21 protein-coding genes and 1 pseudogene are annotated in these 25,722 nt (G+C 74.5%); 3 read left to right on the top strand and 19 right to left on the bottom strand.

Annotation, left to right across the window (positions count from 1 at the left end; translation table 11 throughout):
* Positions 1–32: 32 nt before the first annotated feature.
* The 8 genes from pyrF to pyrR all read right to left on the bottom strand — a co-directional run bounded on the left by pyrF (position 33) and on the right by pyrR (position 10,170).
* Positions 33–884 (bottom strand): orotidine-5'-phosphate decarboxylase, encoded by an 852-nt coding sequence (gene pyrF / locus OG946_RS04320; protein WP_326794833.1) that lies wholly within the window; start codon positions 882–884, stop codon positions 33–35.
* A complete protein-coding gene (locus OG946_RS04325) occupies positions 881–2,050 on the bottom strand; it encodes a quinone-dependent dihydroorotate dehydrogenase (RefSeq protein ID WP_326794834.1) in 1,170 nt (389 codons plus the stop codon). Before OG946_RS04325 ends, pyrF begins: the two co-directional genes overlap by 4 nt.
* 86 nt (positions 2,051–2,136) lie before the next feature.
* Complete coding sequence (gene carB, locus OG946_RS04330) at positions 2,137–5,457, bottom strand: carbamoyl-phosphate synthase large subunit (RefSeq protein WP_326794835.1); 3,321 nt, start codon at positions 5,455–5,457, stop codon at positions 2,137–2,139.
* Positions 5,450–6,619 carry a glutamine-hydrolyzing carbamoyl-phosphate synthase small subunit gene (gene carA / locus OG946_RS04335; RefSeq protein ID WP_326794836.1) on the bottom strand — a complete coding sequence of 390 codons (1,170 nt, stop codon included), beginning with the start codon at positions 6,617–6,619 and terminating at the stop codon, positions 5,450–5,452. Before carA ends, carB begins: the two co-directional genes overlap by 8 nt.
* Entirely contained in the window at positions 6,616–7,221 is a 606-nt protein-coding gene (locus OG946_RS04340) for a PH-like domain-containing protein (RefSeq protein ID WP_326794837.1), read from the bottom strand. The genes carA and OG946_RS04340 overlap by 4 nt, the downstream gene beginning before the upstream one ends.
* Positions 7,218–8,513, bottom strand: coding sequence for a dihydroorotase (locus OG946_RS04345; RefSeq protein WP_326794838.1), 1,296 nt, complete (start codon positions 8,511–8,513; stop codon positions 7,218–7,220). The genes OG946_RS04340 and OG946_RS04345 overlap by 4 nt, the downstream gene beginning before the upstream one ends.
* Positions 8,510–9,517: an aspartate carbamoyltransferase catalytic subunit gene (locus OG946_RS04350; RefSeq protein WP_326794839.1), complete on the bottom strand. Its 1,008-nt coding sequence runs from the start codon at positions 9,515–9,517 to the stop codon at positions 8,510–8,512. The genes OG946_RS04345 and OG946_RS04350 overlap by 4 nt, the downstream gene beginning before the upstream one ends.
* 92 nt (positions 9,518–9,609) lie before the next feature.
* Positions 9,610–10,170, bottom strand: a complete 561-nt coding sequence (gene pyrR / locus OG946_RS04355) for a bifunctional pyr operon transcriptional regulator/uracil phosphoribosyltransferase PyrR (protein WP_101425550.1) — start codon at positions 10,168–10,170, stop codon at positions 9,610–9,612.
* A gap of 227 nt (positions 10,171–10,397) precedes the next feature.
* Between pyrR and bldD the strand changes: the two genes are divergently transcribed.
* Positions 10,398–10,901, top strand: a complete 504-nt coding sequence (bldD, locus tag OG946_RS04360) for a transcriptional regulator BldD (RefSeq protein ID WP_018836716.1) — start codon at positions 10,398–10,400, stop codon at positions 10,899–10,901.
* A 301-nt stretch (positions 10,902–11,202) separates the two neighbouring features.
* Here the strand turns inward: bldD and nusB are convergent.
* The 5 genes and pseudogenes from nusB to OG946_RS04385 all read right to left on the bottom strand — a co-directional run.
* A pseudogene (nusB, locus tag OG946_RS04365) lies at positions 11,203–11,628 on the bottom strand (transcription antitermination factor NusB); the annotation flags it as partial.
* A gap of 1 nt (position 11,629) precedes the next feature.
* Positions 11,630–12,196, bottom strand: coding sequence for an elongation factor P (gene efp / locus OG946_RS04370; RefSeq protein ID WP_101425548.1), 567 nt, complete (start codon positions 12,194–12,196; stop codon positions 11,630–11,632).
* Positions 12,197–12,262: 66 nt separating this feature from the next.
* Positions 12,263–13,369, bottom strand: coding sequence for a M24 family metallopeptidase (locus OG946_RS04375; RefSeq protein ID WP_326794840.1), 1,107 nt, complete (start codon positions 13,367–13,369; stop codon positions 12,263–12,265).
* A gap of 133 nt (positions 13,370–13,502) precedes the next feature.
* Positions 13,503–14,243, bottom strand: a complete 741-nt coding sequence (locus tag OG946_RS04380; RefSeq protein WP_326794841.1) for an AAA family ATPase — start codon at positions 14,241–14,243, stop codon at positions 13,503–13,505.
* 146 nt (positions 14,244–14,389) lie between these two features.
* Positions 14,390–14,605 (bottom strand): hypothetical protein, encoded by a 216-nt coding sequence (locus OG946_RS04385; protein ID WP_326794842.1) that lies wholly within the window; start codon positions 14,603–14,605, stop codon positions 14,390–14,392.
* 195 nt (positions 14,606–14,800) lie between these two features.
* Here OG946_RS04385 and OG946_RS04390 point away from each other — a divergent pair, with 195 nt between their 5' ends.
* Both OG946_RS04390 and OG946_RS04395 read left to right on the top strand, forming a co-directional pair.
* Positions 14,801–17,380: a protein kinase domain-containing protein gene (locus OG946_RS04390; protein ID WP_326794843.1), complete on the top strand. Its 2,580-nt coding sequence runs from the start codon at positions 14,801–14,803 to the stop codon at positions 17,378–17,380.
* A complete protein-coding gene (locus OG946_RS04395; RefSeq protein WP_326794844.1) occupies positions 17,377–19,740 on the top strand; it encodes a protein kinase domain-containing protein in 2,364 nt (787 codons plus the stop codon). The genes OG946_RS04390 and OG946_RS04395 overlap by 4 nt, the downstream gene beginning before the upstream one ends.
* A 45-nt stretch (positions 19,741–19,785) precedes the next feature.
* On the opposite strand, the gene aroQ is transcribed toward OG946_RS04395, so the two are convergent.
* From aroQ to mltG, 6 genes are all read right to left on the bottom strand, one after another.
* Complete coding sequence (gene aroQ, locus OG946_RS04400) at positions 19,786–20,226, bottom strand: type II 3-dehydroquinate dehydratase (protein WP_326794845.1); 441 nt, start codon at positions 20,224–20,226, stop codon at positions 19,786–19,788.
* Positions 20,223–21,350, bottom strand: a complete 1,128-nt coding sequence (gene aroB / locus OG946_RS04405; RefSeq protein ID WP_326794846.1) for a 3-dehydroquinate synthase — start codon at positions 21,348–21,350, stop codon at positions 20,223–20,225. The genes aroQ and aroB overlap by 4 nt, the downstream gene beginning before the upstream one ends.
* A complete protein-coding gene (locus tag OG946_RS04410) occupies positions 21,347–21,928 on the bottom strand; it encodes a shikimate kinase (protein WP_326794847.1) in 582 nt (193 codons plus the stop codon). Before OG946_RS04410 ends, aroB begins: the two co-directional genes overlap by 4 nt.
* The gene (gene aroC, locus OG946_RS04415) at positions 21,925–23,109 is read right to left on the bottom strand and encodes a chorismate synthase (RefSeq protein ID WP_326794848.1); all 1,185 of its coding nucleotides are present in this window, start codon (positions 23,107–23,109) and stop codon (positions 21,925–21,927) included. Before aroC ends, OG946_RS04410 begins: the two co-directional genes overlap by 4 nt.
* A gap of 141 nt (positions 23,110–23,250) precedes the next feature.
* Positions 23,251–24,087 (bottom strand): shikimate dehydrogenase, encoded by an 837-nt coding sequence (locus OG946_RS04420; RefSeq protein WP_326800142.1) that lies wholly within the window; start codon positions 24,085–24,087, stop codon positions 23,251–23,253.
* Complete coding sequence (gene mltG, locus OG946_RS04425) at positions 24,087–25,697, bottom strand: endolytic transglycosylase MltG (RefSeq protein ID WP_326794849.1); 1,611 nt, start codon at positions 25,695–25,697, stop codon at positions 24,087–24,089. The genes OG946_RS04420 and mltG overlap by 1 nt, the downstream gene beginning before the upstream one ends.
* Between the last annotated feature and the right edge of the window lie 25 nt (positions 25,698–25,722).

A 25,722-nucleotide genomic window follows, 5' to 3' on the forward strand; every position in this document is an offset into this window, starting at 1 on the left:
TTCCGCGGCAAGTTCTGGGTATATGACCCGGTTTATTGGCATACGTTCCGTACGTCATCGGCCAATTGTTCGGCCGCTACCCGCAGCCTCGCGATATCCGGTCCGTGCGCCAGCACCGACCGGCTTGCGCTGGGCAGGACTTGGGGCAGGGCGGCGCCGAAGACCCGCGGGAGGTCGGCGGGCGCGGCGCCCTGGGCGCCGATGCCGGGGGCCAGCAGCGGGCCGTTGACGGCCAGGTCCGCGCCGGCTTCGGCGAGGGTGGCGCCGACGACGGCGCCGACCGAACCGAGCGGCTCCGCACCGCGGTTCTCGGCGGCGATGTGGTCCAGCATCGTCTGCGCGACGGTTCGTGCGCCGTGCGCGCCGTGCACGGCGGCGCGCTGTACCTCGGCGCCCTCCGGGTTGGAGGTGAGCGTGACGACGAAGAGGCCGGCGCCGGCGGCGTGGGCGGCGTCCAGCGCCGGGCGCAGCGACTCGTACCCGAGATAGGGGGTGACGGTCAGCGCGTCGGAGCGCAGCGGAGCGTCCTTGTCGAGGTACGCGGCGGCGTAGCCGCCCATCGTCGAGCCGATGTCGCCGCGCTTGGCGTCCATGAGGACCAGCGCCCCGGCCGCCCGCGCCGCCGCGACGGCCTTCTCCAGCACGGCGACGCCGCGGGAGCCGAAGCGCTCGAAGAACGCGGACTGCGGCTTGAGCACCGCGACGCGGTCGGCCAGCGCCTCGACGGCGGTCATCGCGAACCGCTCCAGACCCGCCGGGTCGTCCGGCAGCTCCCAGCGGGCCAGCAGCGCGGCGTGCGGGTCGATGCCGACGCACAGCGGGCCGCGGGCGGCCGTCGCCCGGTGCAGCCGGCGGCCGAAGGGCTCGGCGGGCTCGGGGGTCATGCGGTCGCCTTCCTGGCGTCGGCGCCGACGGCGTCGGCGAGGGTGGCGTACGGGGACGCGGCCAGCAGCTCCGCGAGGCCGCGGTGGATCCTGCGGGGCCACAGCGGGCCCTCGTAGACGAAGGCGCTGTAGCCCTGGACGAGCGTGGCGCCGGCGAGGATCCGCTCCCAGGCGTGCGCGGCGGTCTCGATGCCGCCGGCGCCGACGAGCACGATCCCGTTCCCGGCTGGCGCGCCCACGCGCGCGTAGAGGCGGCGCAGCACCTCCAGGGAGCGCTGCCGCAGCGGCGCCCCTGACAGGCCGCCGGCGCCGATGGACTCGACCCGGGAACGCGCGGTGACCAGGCCCTCGCGGGCGATGGTGGTGTTGGTGGCGATGATGCCGTCGAGGCCCAGCTCCAGGGCCAGGTCGGCGACCGCGTCGACGTCCTCGTCCGCGAGGTCGGGAGCGATCTTGACCAGCAGCGGTACGCGCCCGGGGGTGCCCGGCGCGGCGGCCCTGGCGGTGCCGCCCGCGACGCGGTCCGCAGCGGCGCGGACCGCTTCGAGCAGCGGGCGCAGGTGGGCGACGGCCTGGAGGTCGCGCAGTCCCGGGGTGTTGGGCGAGGAGACGTTGACGACGAGGTAGTCGGCGTGTCCCGCGAGCCGTTCCGCGGAGGTGACGTAGTCGGCGATGGCACCCGATTCGGGGACGGCCTTGGTCTTGCCGATGTTGACGCCGACGACGGCGTTGGGCCGGTACGGGGTGCGCTGCCCGTACCGGCGGCGGGCCAGCCGGGCGGCGACGGCGGCGGAGCCGTCGTTGTTGAAGCCCATCCGGTTGACCAGGGCCCGGTCCGGGATCAGCCGGAAGAGCCGGGTCGGCTCGTTGCCCGGCTGGGCGCGTGCGGTGACGGTGCCGACCTCGACGAAGTCGAAGCCGAGCATGGTCAGTCCGTCGATGCCGACGGCGTTCTTGTCGAAGCCCGCGGCGAGCCCGAAGGGGCCGGGGAAGTCGATGCCGAGCGCGTGGACGCGGAGTTCGGGGTGGCGGGGGGCCGCGGTGACGCGGACCGCGCTGCGCACGCCGGGTGCGGCGGCGGCGGAGCGGATGGCCGCGAACGCCAGGCGGTGGGCCCGCTCGGAGTCCAGCCGGGAGAGGACGCTGTGGAAGAGCAAGGGATACATGAGGGACCTTCGGCTGCTTCGGGTGCCGTGCCCCCGCAGGACCGGTGGCGGACCGGCGGGGGCACGGGACGACTCGGGGGCGGCGGCTAGCGGGCGCGGGCCTCGGTGAGGTGCCCGGCGTGCTCCTGGAGGGAGCGCACCCCCACCTCGCCGCGGGTCAGCGCCTCGATGCCCTGGACGGCGGCGGCCAGCGCCTGGACGGTCGTCAGGCACGGCACGCCGCGGGCGACGGCGGCGGTACGGATGTCGTACCCGTCGAGCCGGCCGCCGGTGCCGTACGGCGTGTTGACGATGAGGTCGACGGCGCCGTCGTGGATCAACTGCACGATCGTGCGCTCGCCGTCGGGCCCCGGGCCCTGCGAGTGCTTGCGTACGACGGTCGCGGCGATGCCGTTGCGCCTGAGCACCTCCGCGGTGCCGGAGGTGGCCAGCAGCTCGAAGCCGTGCTGGACCAGCTCGCGGGCCGGGAAGACCATCGAGCGCTTGTCCCGGTTGGCGACCGAGACGAACGCGCGGCCCCGGGTGGGCAGCGCGCCGTACGCGGCGGCCTGCGACTTGGCGTACGCCGTGCCGAAGACGCTGTCGATGCCCATGACCTCGCCGGTGGAGCGCATCTCCGGGCCGAGCACGGTGTCGACGCCCCGGCCGCGGATGTCGCGGAAGCGCGTCCACGGCAGCACGGCCTCCTTCACCGAGATCGGCGCGTCCAGCGGCAGCGTGCCGCCGTCGCCCGTGGCCGGCAGCATGCCCTCCGCGCGCAGCTCGGCGACGGTGGCGCCGAGCGAGATGCGGGCGGCGGCCTTGGCCAGCGGGACGGCGGTGGCCTTGGAGGTGAAGGGGACGGTGCGCGAGGCGCGCGGGTTGGCCTCCAGGACGTAGAGGATGTCCCCGGCCAGCGCGAACTGGATGTTGATCAGCCCGCGGACGCCGACGCCGTGCGCGATGGCCTCGGTGGAGGCGCGCAGCCGCTTGATGTCGTGCCCGCCGAGGGTGATGGGGGGCAGCGCGCAGGCGGAGTCGCCGGAGTGGATGCCGGCTTCCTCGATGTGCTCCATGACGCCGCCGAGGTACAGCTCGTGGCCGTCGTAGAGCGCGTCGACGTCGATCTCGATGGTGTCGTCGAGGAACCGGTCGACGAGGACCGGGTGTTCGGAGATGAGCCCCGCGTGCCGCTCCAGATACGCGGCCAGCGACGGCTCGTCGTAGACGATCTCCATGCCGCGCCCGCCGAGCACGTACGACGGCCGCACCATGACCGGGTAGCCGATCCCGGCGGCGATCTTCTTGGCCTCGGCGAAGGAGAACGCGGTGCCGTACTTGGGGGCCGGCAGCCCCGCCTCGGCGAGCACGCGGCCGAACGCGCCGCGGTCCTCGGCGGCGTGGATCGCCTCCGGCGACGTGCCCACGACGGGCACGCCGTTGTCCTTCAGCGCCTGCGCGAGCCCCAGCGGGGTCTGCCCGCCCAACTGCACGAGGACGCCCGCGACCGGGCCCGCCTGGGTCTCGGCGTGCACGACCTCCAGCACGTCCTCGAGCGTCAGCGGCTCGAAGTACAGCCGGTCGGAGGTGTCGTAGTCGGTGGAGACGGTCTCCGGGTTGCAGTTGACCATCACGGTCTCGTAGCCCGCCTCGCCGAGGGCGAAGGAGGCGTGGACGCAGGAGTAGTCGAACTCGATGCCCTGGCCGATGCGGTTGGGCCCGGAGCCGAGGATGATCACCGCGGGCCGCTCGCGCGGGGCGACCTCGGTCTCCTCGTCGTACGAGGAGTAGAGGTACGGGGTACGGGCCGCGAACTCGGCGGCGCAGGTGTCGACGGTCTTGTAGACCGGGCGTACGCCCAGCGCGTGGCGCACCTCGCGCACGACGTCCTCGCGCAGCCCCCGTACGCCGGCGATCTGGGCGTCGGAGAAGCCGTGGCGCTTGGCGTACGCGAGGAGGTCCGGGTCGAGGTGGTCGGCGGCGGCCAGCTCGTCGGCGACCTCCTTGATCAGGAAGAGCTGGTCGACGAACCACGGGTCGATCCGCGTCGCCTCGTGCACCTCCGCCTCGGTGGCGCCGGCCCGGATCGCGGCCATCACGGTGTTCAGCCGGCCGTCGGTGGGCACGGCGGCCTTCTCCAGCAGCGCGGCCTTCTCCCCGGGGCCCGCCGGCGGGCCGGCGAAGTCGAAGGGGGCGTCCTTCTTCTCGACCGAGCGCAGCGCCTTGTTCAGCGCCTCGGTGAAGTTGCGGCCGATGGCCATGGCCTCGCCGACCGACTTCATCGTGGTGGTGAGCGTCGCGTCGGCAGCGGGGAACTTCTCGAAGGCGAAGCGGGGGACCTTCACCACCACGTAGTCGAGCGTGGGCTCGAAGGACGCGGGGGTCTCGCGGGTGATGTCGTTGGGGATCTCGTCCAGGGTGTAGCCCACGGCCAGCTTCGCGGCGATCTTGGCGATCGGGAAGCCGGTGGCCTTGGAGGCGAGCGCCGAGGAGCGGGAGACGCGCGGGTTCATCTCGATGACGACGACCCGGCCGTCCGCCGGGTCGACCGCGAACTGGATGTTGCAGCCGCCGGTGTCGACGCCGACCTCGCGGATGACGGCGATGCCGATGTCGCGCAGAATCTGGTACTCACGGTCGGTGAGCGTCATCGACGGGGCGACGGTCACGGAGTCGCCGGTGTGCACGCCCATGGGGTCGAGGTTCTCGATGGAGCAGACGACCACGACGTTGTCGTGCTTGTCGCGCATCAGCTCCAGCTCGTACTCCTTCCACCCGAGGATGGACTCCTCCAGCAGCACCTCGGTCGTCGGCGAGAGCGCGAGCCCCTGTCCTGCGATGCGGCGCAGCTCCTCCTCGTCGTGCGCGAAGCCGGAGCCGGCGCCGCCCATGGTGAAGGAGGGCCGGACGACCACGGGGTAGCCGCCGAGGCCGTCGACGCCCGCCAGCACCTCGTCCATCGTGTGGCAGATCACCGAGCGCGCGGACTCGCCGTGCCCGGTCTTGCGGCGGACCTCGGCGACGACCTCCTTGAACTGGTCGCGGTCCTCGCCCTTCTGGATGGCCTCGACGTTGGCGCCGATCAGCTCCACGCCGTACTTCTCCAGCACCCCCGAATCGTGCAGCGAGACCGCGGTGTTGAGCGCGGTCTGCCCGCCGAGGGTGGGCAGCAGGGCGTCGGGGCGCTCGCGGGCGATGATCTTCTCGACGAACTCGGGGGTGATCGGCTCGACGTACGTGGCGTCGGCGATCTCCGGGTCGGTCATGATCGTCGCCGGGTTGGAGTTGACGAGGATGACGCGCAGGCCCTCGGCCCTGAGCACGCGGCACGCCTGGGTGCCGGAGTAGTCGAACTCGGCGGCCTGGCCGATGACGATCGGGCCCGAGCCGATGACCAGGACGGACCGGATATCGGTGCGCTTAGGCACGCTGGGCTCCCTGTGCTGGCGGTGCTGTCTGTGCCGTCTGAGCGGCCATGAGCTGGACGAAGCGGTCGAAGAGGTACGCGGCGTCGTGCGGCCCGGCGGCCGCCTCGGGGTGGTACTGGACGGAGAACGCCGGCCGGTCCAGCAGCCGCAGGCCCTCGACCACCCGGTCGTTGAGGCACACGTGGCTGACCTCGGCGCGCCCGTAGGGGGTACCGGTGATCTCGTCCAGGGGGGCGTCCACGGCGAAGCCGTGGTTGTGCGCGGTGACCTCGACCCGGCCCGTGGTGCGGTCCTGGACGGGCTGGTTGATGCCGCGGTGGCCGTACTTCAGCTTGTACGTGCCGAAGCCCAGGGCGCGGCCGAGGAGCTGGTTGCCGAAGCAGATGCCGAACAGCGGCGTGCCGCGCTCCAGCACCGCGCGGACCACGGTGAGGTCGGCGGCGGCCGGGTCGCCGGGCCCGTTGGAGAGGAACACGCCGTCGGGCCGGACCGCGTAGACCTCCTCGACCGTGGCGGTGGCCGGCAGCACGTGCACCTCGATGCCGCGCTCGGCCATGCGCCGCGGCGTCATGCCCTTGATGCCGAGGTCGAGCGCGGCGACGGTGAAGCGCTTCGCGCCGATCGCGGGGACGACGTACGGCTCGTCGGTGGCGACCTCGGGCGCGAGGTCCGCGCCCTTCATCTGCTCCTGCACCCGCACCTTGGCGAGCATCGCGTCCGGGTCGGCGACCCGGTCGCCGGAGAAGATCCCGACGCGCATGGCGCCGCGCTCGCGCAGGTGCCGGGTGATCGCCCGGGTGTCGACGCCGGAGATCCCGACGACGCCCTGGCGGCGCAGCTCCTCGTCGAGGGAGCGGGTGGCGCGCCAACTGGAGGGGACGCGTGCGGGGTCGCGCACGACGTAGCCGGAGACCCAGATGCGGGCGGACTCGGCGTCCTCGTCGTTGACGCCGGTGTTGCCGACGTGCGGGGCGGTCATGACGACGACCTGGCGGTGGTACGAGGGGTCGGTCAGGGTCTCCTGGTAGCCGGTCATGCCGGTGGAGAACACGGCTTCGCCGAAGGTCTCCCCCGTCGCTCCGTAGGCGCGGCCGCGGAAGCTGCGGCCGTCTTCGAGGACGAGTACGGCGGGGCTGTCCTGGCCGCGGTGGGCTGCGGTCATCGTGTGCCTTCCGTGGTGGTGCTGTCTGCGGTGCTCGCGGCGGCGTCGGCGGGAGCCTTCTCTGTCGTCCGGGCGCCGAGCGCCGCCACCCAGGCGGCGTGCTCGGCGGCGTGGTCTGAGCGGAACCCGGAGTCGTACTCCGCGCCGCCGTGGGCCCAGGTGACCACCAGCAGCCCGCCCTCGGTGAGGACCTTGCCTGCGATGGCCTTGTCGAGCCGGGCGCCGCGCAGGTGCGCGGTGGGGATGAAGAAGTCCGTGGCCCCCGGGCGTACGACCGCCAGGCCCTGCTCGGTGAGGGTCAGCTCGACGCGGCTGCGTACGCCCAGGCCGTGGGCGACGATGCGGTCGAGCCACTGCCCGGCGGCGGTCGTGCCGTGGTAGCGGCCGGTCAGCTCCAGCCGTACCTCCCCGGTCTCCCCGGGGATCGCGGGCAGGTCCGGAATGCCGGACTGGAGCTGGCCGCGCCACTTCCAGCCCTCGCGCATCAGCCAGTAGACGAGCGCGATGAAGAGGATCAGGCCGACGACCCAGCCGGTGCGTGCGGCCCAGTCGGTCACCGGCTGCGACCGCGGCTCCTCGGCGAGCAGGGTGGCGAGCGTCATACGGGCTCACCTCCGGCGAGCGTGGCCCGGCCGCGCAGGAAGGTGTGCGTGACCCGGCCGGGCAGCTCGCGGCCCGCGTACGGGGTGTTGCGGCTGCGGGAGACGAAGCTGTGCGGATCCACCCGACCACGGTAGGCCGGATCGAGCAGGGTGAGGTTGGCGGGCTCGCCGGGGGCGACGGGGCGGCCGTGGCCGTCGAGGCGGCCGATGGCGGCGGGGCGGAAGGACATCCGGTCGGCGACGCCCGACCAGTCGAGCAGCCCGGTGTCGACCATCGTCTGCTGCACGACGGACAGCGCCGTCTCCAGGCCGACCATGCCCATGGCGGCGGCGGCCCACTCGCAGTCCTTGTCCTCCTGCGGGTGCGGGGCGTGGTCGGTGGCGACGCAGTCGATGGTGCCGTCGGCCAGCGCCTCGCGCAGCGCGCGTACGTCGGTCTCGGTGCGCAGCGGCGGGTTGACCTTGTAGACGGGGTCGTAGGAGCGGACCAGCTCGTCGGTGAGCAGCAGGTGGTGCGGCGTGACCTCGGCGGTGACCCGCCAGCCCTTGGACTTCGCCCAGCGCACGATCTCCACCGAGCCGGCGGTGGACAGGTGGCAGATGTGCACCCGGGAGTCGACGTGGGCGGCGAGCAGCACGTCCCGGGCGATGACCGACTCCTCGGCGGCGGCGGGCCAGCCGCCGAGGCCCAGCTCGGCGGAGACGACGCCCTCGTTCATCTGGGCGCCCTCGGTCAGCCGCGGCTCCTGCGCATGCTGCGCGACGACGCCGTCGAACGCCTTCACGTACTCCAGCGCCCTGCGCATGATCACGGCGTCGTCCACGCACTTGCCGTCGTCGGAGAAGACCACGACCCCGGCCGCGGACTCGTGCATGGCGCCCAGCTCGGCGAGCTGCTTGCCCTCCAGGCTCACGGTGACGGCGCCGACCGGCTGCACGTCGCAGTAGCCGGACTCGCGGCCCAGCCGCCAGACCTGCTCCACGACGCCGGCGGTGTCGGCGACGGGGAAGGTGTTGGCCATCGCGTGGACGGCGGTGAAGCCGCCCTTCGCGGCGGCGCGGGTGCCGGTCAGGACGGTCTCGGAGTCCTCGCGGCCGGGCTCGCGCAGGTGGGTGTGGAGGTCGACCAGGCCGGGCAGCAGGATGTGGCCCGCGGCCTCGACCACCTCGGCGCCTTCGGCCGGCAGCGCCACGCCGTGCTCGGCGACCTCGGCGACGGTCTCGCCGTCGATCAGGACGTCCCGGGCCTCGCCGCCGAGGAGCTTCGCGCCGCGGATCAGGGTCTTGCTCATCGGTCGGTCTCCTCGGTGCGTGCGGCGGTCGGGGCGGGGGTGGCGGTCGGGGCGGCGGCGGGGGCCTCGCCCGGTGCGCCGCCGAGCAGCAGGTAGAGCACGGCCATGCGGATGGAGACGCCGTTGGCGACCTGCTCGACGGCGGTGCAGCGGGGCGAGTCGGCGACCTCGGCGGTGATCTCCATGCCGCGGTTCATCGGGCCCGGGTGCATGACGAGGGCGTGCTCGGGCATGCGCGCCATCCGTTCGCCGTCGAGGCCGTAGCGGCGGGCGTACTCGCGCTCGGTGGGGAAGAACGCGGCGTTCATCCGCTCCCGCTGCACCCGCAGCATCATCACGCCGTCGGACTTCGGCAGCACGGCGTCCAGGTCGTACGAGACCTCGCACGGCCAGCTCTCCACGCCGACCGGCACCAGCGTGGGCGGCGCGACGAGGGTGACCTCGGCGCCGAGGGTGTGCAGCAGCAGCACGTTCGAGCGGGCGACCCGGCTGTGCAGGATGTCCCCGACGACCGTGATCCGGCGGCCGTCGAGCCCGCCGCCGGTGCCGGGCGCCAGGTGGCGGCGCATGGTGAAGGCGTCGAGGAGCGCCTGCGTGGGGTGCTCGTGGGTGCCGTCGCCGGCGTTGACGACGGAGCCGTTGATCCAGCCGGAGGTGGCCAGCCGGTGCGGGGCGCCGGAGTCGTGGTGGCGGATGACGACGGCGTCGGCGCCCATCGCCTCCAGGGTCAGGGCGGTGTCCTTCAGGGACTCGCCCTTGGAGACCGACGAGCCCTTGGCGGAGAAGTTGATGACGTCGGCGGAGAGCCGCTTGGCGGCGGCTTCGAAGGAGATGCGGGTCCGGGTGGAGTCCTCGTAGAAGAGGTTGACCACGGTGCGGCCGCGCAGGGTGGGCAGCTTCTTGATGGGCCGGTCCGCGATCCGGGCCAGCTCCTCGGCGGTGTCGAGGATCAGCACGGCGTCGTCGCGGGACAGGTCGGCGGCCGAGATGAGATGGCGCTTCACTGGGTGCTCCGGGGTGTCGTGGGTACGGCGGGTCGCGCGCCGCGGCTCACGGGGGCGTACGCCCCCGGCGGCCGGCGGGCGGGGCGGGCGTCCTACTTGGAGCCGAGCAGCACGGCGTCGCGGCCGTCCTGTTCGGTGAGCTGGACGCGGACCGTCTCCCGCAGCGACGTGGGGAGGTTCTTGCCGACGTAGTCGGCGCGGATGGGCAGCTCGCGGTGGCCGCGGTCGACGAGGACGGCGAGCTGCACCGCCCGCGGCCTGCCGATGTCGTTCAGCGCGTCGAGCGCCGCGCGGATCGTGCGTCCGGAGAAGAGCACGTCGTCCACGAGCACCACCAGCCGGCCGTCGATCCCCTCCGCGGGGATGTCCGTGCGGGCGAGCGCGCGGGGCGGGCCCATGCGCAGATCGTCGCGGTACATCGTGATGTCGAGCGAGCCGACCCCCGACTGGCCGAACTTGCTGCCGGTGATCTCTTCGAGCTTCGCGGCGAGCCGGTGGCCGAGCCACACGCCGCGGGTCGGGATGCCCAGGAGCACCACGTCGTGGGCGCCTTTGGTGCGCTCCACGATCTCGTGCGCGATGCGGGTCAGCACCCGCTGGATGTCCGGCGCCTCCAGTACGGGCCGCGCCGGTTCAGGGCTGTGCGTGTCCATACGAAAAGGACCCCCTTCCCCGCCTCACAGGACGGGTGTTAAAGGACGTCAGGTCCCCTCTACCGTAACAGCGCGGCCGGACACCACCGCCGCCGGGGCTCCGCCGCTCCACCGCCGCGCGCGCACCACCCTGATGGGTGGCGACCGGATGAATCTTCCGCTTGACGAAGCCAAGTTACGCTGCGTAACCTCACAGTGAGTTACCAGACTGTCGTCCGGGGAGCCATATGTCCAGCGAATACGCCAAACAGCTCGGGGCCAAGCTCCGGGGCATCCGTACCCAGCAGGGCCTCTCACTGCACGGCGTGGAGGAGAAGTCCCAGGGGCGCTGGAAGGCCGTCGTCGTCGGGTCGTACGAGCGCGGGGACCGTGCGGTCACCGTGCAGCGCCTGGCCGAGCTGGCGGACTTCTACGGGGTGCCGGTGCAGGAGCTTCTCCCGGGTTCGGCGCCCGGCGGGGCCGCGGAGCCGCCGCCGAAGCTCGTGCTGGACCTGGAGCGCCTGGCCCAGATCCCCGCGGAGAAGGCGGGCCCGCTGCAGCGCTATGCGGCGACGATCCAGAGCCAGCGCGGGGACTACAACGGCAAGGTCCTCTCCATCCGCCAGGACGACCTGCGCACGCTCGCCGTGATCTACGACCAGTCGCCCTCGGTGCTGACCGAGCAGCTCATCGGCTGGGGCGTCCTGGACGCCGACGCCCGCCGCGCCGTCGTGGTCCACGAAGACGCCTGACCCGCGCCTCACCTGCAGAAACGTGCCGCCGTCTGCGGACCGGGCCCGTCCGGGTCCGGTCCGCAGACGGCGGCCGTCAACGTGAGAGACGCGCGTGGCGCTAGCCGGCGTCGGACCGCGCGCCGTCCGGCACGTCCTCCGCCGGGGCGGCGCCGGGCACGGCCTCCGCCGCGCCGGCCCCGGAGTCCCCGGTGGCCGCCGCGTCGCCGCCCTCGTCCCGCGGCGCCGACGCGCCGTCCGCGTCCGCTCCCGGCTCCGGGATCGCCTCCGCTTCCGCCGCCGCCTCCGGGCCCGCCTCCGCGTCCCGGCGCAGCCGCGGCTTCAGCTCCTGGAGCCGGCCCAGCAGGCCGTTGACGAAGCCCGGGGAGTCGTCCGTGGAGAACTCCTTGGTGAGCTGCACCGCCTCGTCGATCGCCACCGCGTCCGGCGTCTCGTCCTCCCAGATCAGCTCGTACGCCCCCAGACGCAGGATGCTGCGGTCCACGACCGGCATCCGGTCCAGGGTCCAGCCGACCGAGTACGAGCTCAGCAGCTCGTCGATCCGGGCGGCGTGCTCCGCGTACCCCTCGACCAGCCGCCGGGTGAAGTCGCCGACCGGCGGCTGCCGGGGGTCGGTCCGCCCCAGCCGGATCCAGTCCTCCAGCACCTGCCCCGCGGGCGCGCCGCGCTGGTCGGACTCGAAGATGATCTGGAACGCGCGCTTGCGCGCCGTGTTCCGTGCGGCCACGTCAGCCGCTCACGCGGCCGAGGTACTCGCCGGAGCGGGTGTCGACCTTGATCTTCTCGCCGGTGGAGATGAACAGCGGGACCTGGATGGAGAACCCGGTCTCCAGCTCGGCCGGCTTGGTGCCGCCGGTGGAGCGGTCGCCCTGCACACCCGGGTCGGTCTGCGCGATGGTCAGCTCGACGGCCGCGGGCAGCTCGACGTACAGCGGCGTGCCCTCGTGCAGCGCCACGGTGGTGTCGAAGCCCTCCAGCAGGTAGTTGGCGGTGTCCCCGACGGTCTTGGGGTCGATGTGGACCTGGTCGTACGTCTCCATGTCCATGAAGACGAAGTACTCGCCGTCCTTGTACGAGAACTGCATGTCCCTGCGGTCGACGTTGGCCGTCTCGACCTTCACGCCGGCGTTGAACGTCTTGTCGACGGTCTTGCCGGAGAGCACGTTCTTCAGCTTCGTACGGACGAAGGCAGGGCCTTTGCCGGGCTTCACGTGCTGGAACTCGACGACGGACCAGAGCTGGTCGCCGTCGAGCTTGAGCACCAAGCCGTTCTTGAGGTCGTTCGTGGTGGCCACGTCGCGAAATCTCCTGGACTGCGTGGACGACGAAGGAGGCCCGGATTCGCCAGGACCCGGCCGGGGTCAGAGCGCGAGCAGTTCCTTCGTCGTGATGGTGAGTAGCTCGGGACCGCCGTCCGCCGGCGAGCGGACGACGAGCGTGTCGTCGATCCGGACCCCGCCCCGGCCGGGGAGATGGACTCCCGGCTCGACGGTGACCGGCACACGAGCGTCCAGTTTACCCATCGCCCCCGGGGCCAGCCGCGGGTCCTCGTCGATTTCGAGTCCCACCCCGTGGCCGGTGAAGGGACCGACGCCGTCGCCGTGTCCGGCCGCGGTCAGCACCTGGCGCGCCGCCCGGTCCACCTCGCGGTACTCCGCGCCCGGCGTCAGTGCCTCCCGGCCGGCCCGCTGCGCGGCGAAGACCAGGTCGTACAGCTCGATCTGCCAGTCGTCGGGGGCGGTGCCGACGACGAAGGTGCGGCCGATCTCGCAGCGGTAGCCGCGGTAGCGCGCGCCCAGGCAGACGGTGAGGAAGTCGCCCTCCTCCACCCGCCGGTCGGTCGGTACGTGCCCGGCGCGGCCGGCGTGCGGCCCGGTGCCGACGGCGGTGGGGAACGCCGGGCCCTCGGCGCCGTGGTCGACGAGCCGCCGCTCCAGCTCCAGCGCCAGGTGCCGTTCCGTACGGCCGACGAGGATGGACTCCAGCAGCTCGCCCAGCGCCTGGTCGCCGATCTCGGCGGCGATCCGCAGGCAGGCGATCTCCTCGTCGTCCTTGACGAGGCGCTGCTGCTCCACGGCGCGGGAGAGGTCCATCAGCACGAGCCGGGGCGCGACGGAGGCCAGGGCGCGGTGCCGGGCCACGGTCAGGTGGTGCTCCTCGACGGCCAGCGCGGTGGCCCCGCCCGCGGCGGCGAGCCCGGTGGCCGCGACGGCGGCGTCCCCTTCGGGGCCGCCGAGGGCGTGGACCCGCAGGTCGTCGGGCTGCGGGGCGCCCACCGGGTCCAGTGCGGGATCGCCGGGCCGTACGAGCATGTCGTCGCCGGCGCCGAGCAGCAGGACGGCCCCCGGCGGGGCGCAGCCGGTGAGGTAGGTGATGTTCGCCGGCCGGGAGACGAGCACGGCGTCGCTGCCGGCCGCCTCGCAGTGGGAGCGCAGCCGGGTACGGCGGGCAGCGTGCACCTCGGGCATGATCCGAGCCTAGGGCGGCCCGGGGTCCCGGGCCGCCGGAGCGCGTCCGTACGGGCACGGGCCCCGCCCCGCACGGCACGCCGCGGGCACGGAATCCGCCGTACCCGGCGGGCCCCGCGCTGGCCTGCCCCGGCTACCAGGCCGGAGGGCTCGCCAGGCTGCGCCCGACGACGTCGTCGAGCATCCGGACGGTCGCGGGCACGTCGTGGTGCGAGTTGTCGATGATCGGCAGGCCGGACCCGTACCAGCCGGCCATCCGGCCGTGGATGCGGGCCACCTCCTCGTCCGCGAGCCGCCGGTTGCCGGTGCGCGCGGCGTTGCGGGCGAGGACGGACTCCAGGCCCGGCAGCAGCACCACGGGCAGCAGCCCGGGGCCGACGTGCCGCTTCCAGCCGCCCAGGCCGACCACGGGGCGGTCGGGGAAGACCGCGTCGTCGAGGATGCAGGAGATGCCGTTGGCCAGGTAGTTGCGGGCGGCGAAGCCGCAGGTGCGGCGGGCGAGACGGTACTGCGCCTCGGAGTGGTCGGTCCAGCCGGCCTGCGGGTCGGCGAAGCCGGCGCGCACCCACTCGCGTACGTCGTCGAGGCTGATGTGGGCAGTGGGCGCCCTGCGGGTGTCCGCCCAGTAGCGCGCGACGGTGGTCTTGCCGGCCCCGGCCGGGCCGATGAGCAGCACCGCCACCGTGGGTGGCGGTGCGCCGTGCGGCATGGGTGCGGGCGGCGGGCTGGGCAGGGCCACGGGGCCGCCGACCGGGAGCTTGATGTGGCCGGTCGTCTCCACCGCGTCATGCGGCCCGGCCGCCGCCGGCAGCGGCGGACCGGCAGGGCCAGGTCTGCCCTGGGGCGGCTGCGGAACCCCCACTGCGTGCTGCATCCCGTGCACCCTCTGCTCTGTGACCCGTCACGTACCGACGCCCGGCTGGTCATGGCCGTACCGCGGTCCGGGGCTGCCTTAGCCCCGCACGGTACCCGCACGACCCGCCACGGTGGGAACGATCCTGCCAGGAGCGCCGCGCGGGCCTAGTCCCAGGTGTGGTTTCCGCCGAGCAGGAGGAAGTGCTCCAGTACGTCCTCCATCGGGTCGTCGATCTGCCCCGTGCGGAGGAGGGCGAAGCTCGACCCGTTCGAGACGCTGCCGCCGTTGTAGTGCTCGTCGGCGTTCGCGACCCCGGCCTGCAGTCCCACTCCCGCCGGCGCCGCGACCATCGCGACCGCCACCCGCGCCCATACGCGCATCCGTGTTTCTCCTCGTCGTCGGTGTGTGCGAGTGTTTCTGACGGGGACTCAGATGTCCCGGACTTCCTATCCGCGGCGGGCGCCGTGAGGTTACGCCTTCGTGGCGAAAAGAAGATCCGGAACTCCAATGGCGGTACGGGGCGTCTCTAGTCATCCGAACGGCGGGAGACTCGGGACCGGCGAGGGGGGCGGCGCATGGGTACTGGGCAGGAGGCGGACGGCGGGCGGCGGTTCGGCCCGTACCGCGTGGTGCGACCGCTGGGCCGCGGCGGCATGGGGCAGGTGTTCCTCGCCCGCGACGCCGCCGGGCGGCCCGCCGCCGTGAAGGTCGTGCACTCCTTCCTCGCCCGCGACCCCGAGTTCCGCGTCCGGTTCGCCCGTGAGGTGGCCGCGGCGGGGGCGGTGGCGAGCCCCTGCACGGCGGCGCTGCTGGCGGCGGACCCGGACGCGGCGCGGCCGTGGCTGGCCTCCGCGTACGTCGAGGGGCCGACGCTGGCCGCGCTGCTGCGGGCGCACGGACCGCTGACCGAGGGGCGGTTGCGGGCCCTGGCCGCGGCGCTGGCGACGGCGCTGGAGGCGATCCACGCGGCGGGGATCGTGCACCGGGACCTCAAGCCGGCGAACGTGATCGTGGGCGCGGCCGGGCCGTGCGTCATCGACTTCGGCGTGGCCCGGGCGGCGGACGCCACCCGGCTGACGGGGACCGGCGTGCTGATGGGCACGGCCGGGTACGCGGCGCCCGAGCACCTGACGGAGGGCGTCTCGACGCCGGCCTGCGACGTGTTCGCGCTGGGCGCGGTGCTGGCGACGGCGGCGACGGGACGGCGGCCGTTCGGCGACGGGCCGGCGCATGCGGTGGCGTACCGGACGGTGCACGGGGAGCCGGATCTCGCCGGAGTGCCGGAGGGGCTGCGGGAGTTGGTGGCCGGGTGCCTGGCGAAGGACCCGGGCGGGCGGCCGGGGGTGGCGGCCGTCGCGGCGGCGGCGGGGCCGGCGGGCGGGGTGTCGTGGGCGTTCGCGGCGGGGGCGGTACGGGACCGGGGGGCGGTGCCCGTACGGGAGGAGGCCGCCGCGGGGGGCGGCCGCGGGGACCCGCCGCCGCCGGACGGCGGTGCGGGCGGGGCCGGGACCGTACGGGATGCCGCAGGGCCGGGCGGCGACGGCGCAGGGACGCCCGCGGACCGCCCCCGTGACGTGCCCGCGCCGCCGGACGCCCCCGAGCCCGCGGGGGTCTTCGGGCCGCCGCCCGACCTCGGCAGCCGGAGCCGCGCCCTGCCAGGACCGCCCGTCACCGCCGACGCGCTCCGGTACGGCCGCCGCCCCCGGCGGCGACGGGTGGTGCTCGCCGCCGCCGCGGTACTCGCGGCCACCGCCGTGCTCGCCGCCACCCTGCTGCGCGGCGGCGACGGCGACGACCCGGGCGGCGGACCGCCGCCCGGCGCCGACGGCCGCGGCCGCCCCGCGGCGTCCGGGTCGCCCGTGACCAACCCCGCCGAGCCCGGCGGCGACCGCGCCCTGCCCGCGCCCGCCAGCCCCGTCGACGGCGTCTCCCTCGCCACCGGCGAGTGGTCCGTGGCCTGGGACAACCGACCGGAAGAGCCCGCGGCGGGCGAGGACGTCAACGAGACCAGGAGCCGCGGCCTGCTCGGCGTCTGGCTCGCCGGCGACACCGTCGTGCGGGCCGACGAGCACGACGTCCGCGGCTACGACCGCGCCGACGGCGACCTGCGGTGGACCGCGACGCCGCCGGCCGAGGGGCTGGTGCCGTGCGCCATGTCGCCGGCCACGAGCGGCGGCCGGGGCGCCGTGGCGTACGGGACCTCCGCCGAGGCCGGCGAGGGCTGCGACCGGCTCGCCGTCCTCGACACCGGCACCGGCGCGACCGTCTGGCGCACCGGGCTGCGGCCCCCGAAGGGCGGCGACGACGCGGTGAGCACGACGGTCGGCATCGTGGGCGAACGGGTCGTCGTCCGCTCGTACTCAGGACTCGTCGGCTACGCCCTCGGCGACGGCCGGGCCGTGTGGCTGCGTACTCCGGAGGACGGCGACGGATGTGCGCTCGGCGACGCCGCCGCCGGGCGGACGAGCGTCGCCATGATCACCGTCTGCGACGGCGGCGACGACCGGCGGCGCGCCGACCAGCCGAGCGCCGGCCGGGTGCGCGTCGCGCAGCTCAATGCGGCGGACGGCACCGTGCGCTGGTCGACCGAGCTGGGCGCGGGCGTCACCGGGGGCAACATCGAGACGGTCGAGCCCGTCGCCGTACGGACCTACCTGGAGGACTCCGACAAGCTGCCGCTCCAGGTCTTCGCCCCGGACGGGACCGCGCACGAACCGCTGGCGGGCAAGCAGCCGTTCGGCGTCGTCACCACGAGCAACTACGGCGAGACGCTCGCCCCGGAACTGCTCGGCTGGCGCGACACCCTCGTCACCGCCTACTCCGCGGGACCCGAGACGCGGCCCGTCTTCGGCCTCGCGGCGTACGACGCGCGCACGGGCGCGTGGCGCTGGCACCGTACCCTGCCCGACGACGCCCTCGGCGCGGTCTACGGCGTGGGCGACGACGGCGTGCTCCTGGGCAGCTCGGAGAAGGTCCTCGGCGGCATCCCGCTGCTGCGGCTGGCCCTGGCGGACGGGGACGCGCACACCGGCGGCACCCTCCCCCTGCAGATCCCCCACGTCGACGCCCTGCTGGCGCGAGAGGACACCGTGATCATCTTCGACTCGCCGACCGACACCGAGGGCATGGCGCTGCTGTCCGCGCCGGGCGCATGAGCACGCCGCGGGGGGCGGAGCCGGGCGCGCGGGACGCGGGCGCGCGCGTCGGCCCGTACCGGCTGGTGCGGCTGCTCGGCGCGGGCGGCATGGGCGAGGTGCACCTCGCACGCGCCGACGACGGCAGGCACGTGGCGCTCAAGCTGGTGCACGAGGAGCTGGCGGCCGACCCGGAGTTCCGGGCGCGCTTCCGCCAGGAGGCCGACGCCGCGCGCCGGGTGCTGAGCTTCTTCACCGTGCCGCTCGTCGCGGCCGGGCCCGACGACCCGACGCCCTGGCTGGCCACGCAGTACGTCCCGGGCCCCTCGCTGGCGCAGGCGGTGGCGGCGGACGGGCCGCTGCCGCCGCGCCGGCTCTGCTCGCTGGCGGCGGCGCTGGGCGAGGCTCTCGTCGTGGTCCACGCCGCCGGGATCGTGCACCGCGACCTGAAGCCGTCGAACGTCCTGCTCGCCGACGACGGGCCGCGCGTCATCGACTTCGGCATCGCCCGCGCCGCCGACGCCACCGGCCTCACCGGCACCGGCATGGCCATCGGCACCCTCGGCTACGCCTCGCCGGAACAGCTCGTCGGCGACGCCCCGGTGGGCCCGGCAGGCGACGTGTACTCGCTGGGCGCGGTGCTGCTGTACGCCGCCACCGGGCGGCCGCCGTACGGCGACGCGCCCGCGGCGACGCTGGCGTACTGGACGGTGCACGGCACGCCTGATCTGACGGGGGTGCCGGCCGAGCTGGCGGATCTCGTACGGGCCTGCCTGGCCCGCGAGCCGGCGGACCGGCCGACTCCGGCGCAGGTGATCGCGGCGGCGCGGGCGGCGGAGTCGCCGGACCCGGCGGCGGATCGGGCGGCGCCGGAGCAGTCGCCGGCGGTCAGCGGTGCCACCACGTCGTACCCGCTGGCGCCGCCCCGGTCCCCCGCGTCCGCGACCGCGCCCCCGGCCAGGGGCGCGGGCATGGCAGGCAGGCTCCGCCGGCTGGCGTCCCGGCCCGCGGCCCTCGCCGCGACGGCGGCGGTGACGGCGGCCGCGCTGCTGGCCGCCGGGTTCCTCCTGTTCCCGGACGACGACGGCGAGCCGGGCGCCGCCGAGCAGGGCTCCTCCTCATCCCGTACCCCGGGCGGCGACGGGGACAAGGGTGACGGCCGTACCGCCGCGCCCGAGCCCTCCGGTCCCGCCGCCGACTCCGCCGCCGACGTCACCGCCGCGGGCGACCGGGTCCGCGACTGGCGCGCCCCGGTCTCCGGCACCGGCAACCGGACCGCCCTCGTCGGCGGCTGGCTCACCGAGCACGCCGCCGCCCGCACCGACGCCCGCGGCACCGTCGGACTCGACCCCGGCAGCGGCGACAGGCTCTGGTCCGTAGCGCCGCCGCGGGGCTCGGCGGTGGCGTGCCAGACGTCCCGGGGCCGCACCGCCACGTACGACGGGATCGGCGCGGTCGTCTACGGCGACGAGGACGACGGCCTGGACGACTGCGGCGTGGTCGGCGCCGTCGACACCGCCACCGGCCGGCTGCTGTGGCACCGCGAGACCGGCGGCTCCTCGACCCGCAGCCCGGCGCTCGGCATGTCCGGCGGGCGGCTGGTGGTCGCCGCCGAGGAGGGGGTGCTGGGCTTCGATGCGCGCACGGGGGACGAGCGTTGGCAGCGCACCGACGGCATCGACGGCTGCCGGCTGTCCGACGCGCTGACCGGGCCGCGCACCACGGTGCTGATGGAGACGTGCGGCCGGGCCGACAACCCCAACACGGTCGTGGAGCTGGACTCGGCCACCGGCGAGGAGCGCTGGCGCTTCGAACTGCCCCGCAACGCCACGGAGTCGTGGCCGCTGACCGCGGAGCCGGTCTCGGTCGAGCTGGGGCGCGGCGGCGACGGCAGCGAGAACGCGCTGCTGGTCTTCGACCGGACCGGCAGGAACCACCACGAGATCCCGGAGGCCGCGCCGTTCGGCGAGCTGAGCCTCAGCGGCGACGAGAACACCGACATCCCGTGGATCGGCGCGCACGGCGACACCGTGGTCGTCGCCGCAGAAGCGCCGAGCGTGGTCGCGCCCTACCGGCTGGCGGCCGTGGACGCCGTCACCGGCGAGGTCCGGTGGGACGAAGGGGTGGCCTTCGGCGCGCCGGCGATCCTGGCGATGGACGACGAAACGGTCACCGTGCGGGCCGAGTTCGGCGACGAGGACGAGGTGCACCTCGTGGAGTACGCGCTGGCCGACGGCGAGGTCGTCGGCGACGGCACGCTGCCCGCCGCGTTCGAGGACCCGACGGACCGGCGGGTGGCCGCGGCGGGCGACCGCGTGGTGTCGTTCGTCGGCCGGCGCGCGACGGGCGCGGAGGGTTACGCCGTCCCGGACGGCGGCTGACGGCCCGTACGGAGCGCCGGGGCGGGCCGTACGGACCGCCGGGGGTCAGGACGCGGCCAGGTCCTCCGCCAGCGCGCGCAGCGCCAGCCGGTACGAGCCGATGCCGAAGCCCGCGATCGTGCCGGAGGCCACCGCGGCGATCACCGAGGTGTGCCGGAACTCCTCGCGGGCGTGCGGGTTGGAGATGTGCACCTCGATCAGCGGCGCCGTGCGCTGCGCCGCCGCGTCGCGCATCCCGTACGAATAGTGCGTGAAGGCGCCCGGGTTGATCACCACGGGCAGCCGGCCGTCCGCGGCCTCGTGCAGCCAGCGGATCATCTCGGCCTCGTCGTTGGTCTCCCGCACCTCGACCTCGAAGCCCAGCTCCTTGCCCAGGGCGGTGCACTGCTCGACGAGCCCGGCGTAGGAGGTGGCGCCGTAGACGTCGGGCTCGCGGGAGCCGAGGCGGCCGAGGTTCGGCCCGTTGAGCACCAGCACGCGCGTCATCGGACCGCCTCCTCCGCGCCCGCCGCGATCTCGGCGTGCGCGGCGAGCAGCATCGCCGGGTCGGGGCCCTCCAGCACGGCGGGCTTCGCCAGCCCGTCGAGGACGATGAAGCGCAGCAGGTCGCCGCGGGTCTTCTTGTCCACCTTCATCGTCTGCAGCAGCTTGGGCCACTGGTCGCCGCGGTACGTCACGGGCAGCCCGACGGCGCTCAGCACCGCGCGGTGCCGGTCGGCGGTGGCGTCGTCGAGGCGGCCGGCGATCCGGCCCAGCTCGGCGGCGAAGACCATGCCGACGGAGACGGCGGCGCCGTGCCGCCACTTGTAGCGCTCGTTCTTCTCGATGGCGTGGCCGAGGGTGTGCCCGTAGTTGAGGATCTCGCGCAGGCCCGACTCCTTCAGATCCGTCGAGACCACCTCGGCCTTGACCCGGATCGCGCGCTCGACCAGCTCGGCGGTGTGCGGTCCCGCGGGGCTGCGGGCGCCCTCCGGGTCGGCCTCGACCAGCTCCAGGATCGCCGGGTCGGCGATGAAGCCGGCCTTGATGACCTCGGCGAGGCCGGAGACGTAGTCGTGGACGCCGAGGGAGTCCAGCGCGGCGAGGTCGCACAGCACCCCGGCCGGCGGGTGGAACGCGCCGACGAGGTTCTTGCCCTCCGCGGTGTTGATGCCGGTCTTGCCGCCGACCGCCGCGTCCACCATGCCCAGCACGGTCGTCGGCACCGCGACCCAGCGCACGCCGCGCAGCCAGGTCGCGGCCACGAACCCGGCGAGGTCCGTGGTGGCGCCGCCGCCGACGCCGACGACGGCGTCGCTGCGGGTGAAGCCGGACTGGCCCAGGGCCCGCCAGCAGTACGCGGCGACCTCGGCGGTCTTGGCCTCCTCCGCGTTCGGCACCTGGATGACGACGGCCTCGTACCCCTGCTCCGCCAGGTCTGCGCGCAGTGCCTCGCCGGTCTCGGCCAGCGCCTCCGGCACGAGGACGGCGACGCGCTTGGCCCGCTCGCCGATCAGCCGCGGCAGCTCGCCGAGCAACTGCCGGCCGACGACGGCCTCGTACGGATCCGTGCCCGCGGTGCCGCCGATGTGGATGCGGGTGACCTCGGCCCCTTCGGCGCTCGGTGTCATGCGGGGTGGCTCTCCAATGCTGCGAGTACGAGTTCGGCGACCTCGTCCGGCGTGCGGCCGGCGGTGGTGACGGTCGCGCGGGCGACCTCGGTGTAGTGCGGGCGGCGCTGTTCCATCAGGGTGCGCCACTGCTGGCGCGGGTTGACGGCGAGCAGCGGGCGGGGGGCGTCGAGGCCGACGCGCTTGACGGCGTCGGCCATCTCGACGTCGAGGAAGACGACGCGGTGCGCGGCGAGCAGCTCGCGGGTGCCGGGGTCCATGACGGCGCCGCCGCCGAGGGCCAGCACGCCGGGGTGCTCGGCGAGCGCGGCGCGCACGGCGGCGCGCTCCAGGGCGCGGAAGGCGGGCTCGCCGTCGTCGTAGAAGATGTCGGGGATCGGCTTGCCCGCGGCCTTCTCGATGTCCTCGTCGGTGTCGCGGACGGTGGTGCCGAGGCGGGCGGCGAGCACGGCACCGACGGAGGACTTGCCGGCGCCGGGCGGGCCGACGAGCACGACGGCGGGGCCGTCCGTACCGCCCGCGGCGGCCGGCTCGGATGCGGTGTCGGGGCGCTCACGGCCCTCGGTGCTGCTGGTCATCGGATCGCCAGATTCTCCAGGTAGCCGCGGACGTTGCGGGCGGTCTCCGTGACGCTGTCGCCGCCGAACTTCTCCGCCACCGCGTCGGCCAGCACCAGCGCCACCATCGCCTCCGCCACGATGCCCGCGGCGGGTACGGCACAGACATCGGAGCGCTGGTGGTGCGCCTGGGTGGCCTCGCCGGTGGCGACGTCCACCGTCGCCAGCGCCCGCGGCACGGTCGCGATGGGCTTCATCGCGGCGCGCACCCGCAGCAGCTCGCCGGTGCTCAGCCCGCCCTCGGTGCCGCCGGAGCGGCCGGAGGAGCGGCGGATGCCGTCGTCGGTGCCGACGATCTCGTCGTGCGCCTGCGATCCCGGCACGCGGGCCAGCGCGAACCCGTCGCCCAGCTCGACGCCCTTGATGGCCTGGATGCCCATGAGCGCCCCGGCCAGCCGGGAGTCAAGACGGCGGTCCCAGTGCACGTGCGAGCCGAGGCCGACCGGCACGTCGTACGCGACGACCTCGACGACGCCGCCGAGGGTGTCGCCGTCCTTGTGTGCCTGGTCGATCACCTCGACCATCGCCTTGCTCGCGTCCGCGTCCAGGCAGCGCACCGGGTCGGCGTCGAGCCGCGCCACGTCGGCCGGGGCGGGGATGCTGCCGTACGGGGCCTTCGCGCCGCCCAGCTCCACGACGTGCGAGACGACCTCGATGCCGGCGGTCGCCTTCAGGTACGAGCGGGCCACGGCCCCCAGCGCCACCCGGGCCGCGGTCTCGCGGGCGGAGGCGCGCTCCAGCACCGGCCGGGCCTCGTCGAAGCCGTATTTCTGCATCCCGGCGAGGTCGGCGTGGCCGGGGCGCGGTCGGGTCAGCGGGGCGTTGCGGGCGATGCCCTCCAGCTCGGCCGGGTCCACCGGGTCGGCGGCCATGACCTTCTCCCACTTGGGCCACTCGGTGTTCCCGATCATGACCGCGACCGGGGAGCCGAGGGTGAGCCCGTGGCGTACGCCGCCGATGAAGGTGACCTCGTCGCGCTCGAACTTCATCCGCGCCCCGCGGCCGTACCCCAGCCGGCGGCGGGCAAGGTGGTCGGCGACCAGGTCGGTGGTGACGGGCACCCCCGCGGGCAGGCCCTCCAGTGTCGCCACGAGTGCCGGGCCGTGCGATTCCCCTGCGGTGAGCCAGCGCAACCTGCTCAACGGTGCTCCCTTACGAGTGCGAAGTCCTCGCCCCGATCCTCGCACGCTCCGGGCCCCGCACTTGTCCAGGTCCACGGAATGGACGGCCGGACAGGCAAACACTTGCACCCCCGGCAGCTCGTCCGCCGGGGGTGCCGGGCCTCAGAGCGTACGGGCGCGCAGCGCGGCCTCGCCGGCCTCGCGCATGGCTGCCAGCGGGGCCCGGGCGGCGCCCGTCATCTGCTCCACCTGCAGCACCGCCTGGTGCACCAGCAGGTCGAGACCTCCGACGACTGTCCCGCCGCGCGCGGCCCACGCCCCGGCGAGCGGGGTGGGCCACGGCTCGTACAGCACGTCGAAGAGCGCGCCCGGGCGCTCCGGGACCGCGGCCGCGAGGGCGTCGGTGGCCCCGGCCGGGGTGGTGGCGACGACCAGCGGGGCGCCGAAGGCGGCGGCGGCCTCGGACCAGTCCGTACAGCGCACCGAGACGCCGAGGCGCTCGCCCCACTGCTCCATCTCCGTCGCGCGGGCGGCGGAGCGTACGTACGCGGTGACCTCCCCGGTGCAGACGGAGGCGAGGGCGGCGAGCGCGGACGAGGCGGTGGCGCCGGCGCCGAGGACGGCGGCGCGCTCGACCTTCTCGATGCCGCGCTCGCGCAGCGCCGCGGTGATGCCGGGGATGTCGGTGTTGTCACCGAAGCGGCGGCCGTCGTCGTGCAGCACGACGGTGTTGACCGCCTCGACCGACCGGGCGGTGGCGCTGACCTCGTCGAGCAGCGGGATCGCCGCGCGCTTGAGCGGCATGGTCAGCGAGAGCCCGGCCCACTCACCCGGCTCCAGGGTGTCGAGGAAGCCGGCGAGCCGCCGCTCGTCCACCTCGTAGCGGCCGTACGTCCAGCCGGTCAGGCCCAGTTCGCCGTACGCGGCGCGGTGCAGCACCGGCGAGAGGGAGTGGGTGATGGGCGAGCCGAGGACGGCCGCGCGCCGGGTCTGCGCGATCACTCGTCCTCCTTCTTGCGCTGGTTCTCGTTGAACTCCTCGACGTTGCGGTCGTGCTCCTCCTTGCTGGCGGTGAAGCGCGTGTCGCCGGGCTTGACGGTGACGAAGTACAGCCAGTCGCCGGGCGTCGGCTCGAGGGCCGCCACGATGGCCCGCTCGCTGGGGTTGTCGATGGGCCCGGGCGGCAGGCCGGCGTGGAGGTAGGTGTTGTACGGGGAGTCGAACTGCGTGTCCTGGTTGGAGATGTCGAGGTTCGACTCGCCCTTGGCGTAGTTGATGGTGGAGTCGAACTGCAGCATGCCGTTGGTGGCGGTGTTGTCCGGCTTCATACGGTTGTAGATGACCCGCGAGACCTTGCCGAACTCCTCCTTCGACTGCCCCTCCGCCTCGATGAGGCTGGCGATGGTGACGATCTCGTACGGGGTCTGCCCCACCTTCGCCGCCTTGTCCTCCAGGCCCAGCTCGGTGTACTTGGCGTTGGCCCGCTTGACCATCTCGCGCAGCAGCTTCTTGGGGTCCGTGCCCTCGGCGGCGGAGTAGCTCGACGGCCACAGGAAACCCTCGGGGTTGCCGTCCGCCCAGTCGGGCAGGCCGAGGTCGCCCTTCTCGGCGATCTTGGCGGTGGTGTCCTCCTTGAGCCCGAGGTGCTCGTCGATCATCGCGTAGACGGCGGTGGCGCGCCGGCCCTCGGGGATGACGAGCTGGTTGGCGGCCTCCGGGTTCAGCATCATCTTGACCGCGGCCTCGCCCGACATGCCCTTGTGCAGCGTGTACGAGCCGGGGTGGAGCATCTCGTCGCCGGCGGCGTCGACGAACGCCTGGACGCTCTTGACCACGCCCTTGTCCTTGAGGATGTTCCCCATCTGCGTGATGCTCGCGCCCTCGGGGATCTCCACGTTCACGCTGCCCGCGCCCTCGCCCGAGTAGTCGGGGGCGGCGCCGAAGCGGTCGTTCCAGAAGTTGTAGCCGAGGTAGCCGAGGCCGCCGAGGCCCGCGGCCAGCACGAGGGCGATGACGAGGCACGCGCAGCCGTTGCGGCGCTTGGCGCCGCGGCGGTCGCGGCCCGTACCGCGGCCGGCGCTCCGGCCACCGCCGCGGCCCTCGCGGGGGCCGTCGTCGAAATCGCCGTCGCCGTCGCCGTCGAAGAAGGGGTGGTCGTCGCGCGCGGGCGGGCGGGTGGCGGGGTCCCAGTCCTCGCGGCCGCCGTTGCGCCGGGCGCCCTGGCCCGGGTGCGGGGGCCGCTGCTGGTGCGGCGGGGGCTGGTGGTGCCCGGGCTGCGGGGGGCCCGGCTGCTGCTGCGGGTGCGGGTTCGGCGGCGGGTAGGCGTCCGGTGTGCCGTAGTAGTCGGGCTGCGGCGCGGGGGCGGCGTAGGGGTCGGCCAGCGGCATCCCGCCGCCGCCGGTGGTGTCCCAGCCGCCGGGGTACTGCTGTTGCTGGCCCGAGTCCCAGGAGGACTGCTGCTGGTGCGGGTAGTGCTGCTGCGGCTGCTGTCCCCCGTAGTGGTGGTGCCCGGCGCCGGGCTGCCCGCCCGACCAGTCCTGCTGCCCGCCGTGAAGGCTGTCGTCGGGCTGCCAGGGTTGGGAGCCGGGGTTTTGGCCGTAGTCAGTCATCAGTCCCCTATGCCGCGTGGCCGCC

The sequence above is a fragment of the Streptomyces sp. NBC_01808 genome (genome assembly GCF_035917395.1).
Classification (GTDB): domain Bacteria; phylum Actinomycetota; class Actinomycetes; order Streptomycetales; family Streptomycetaceae; genus Streptomyces.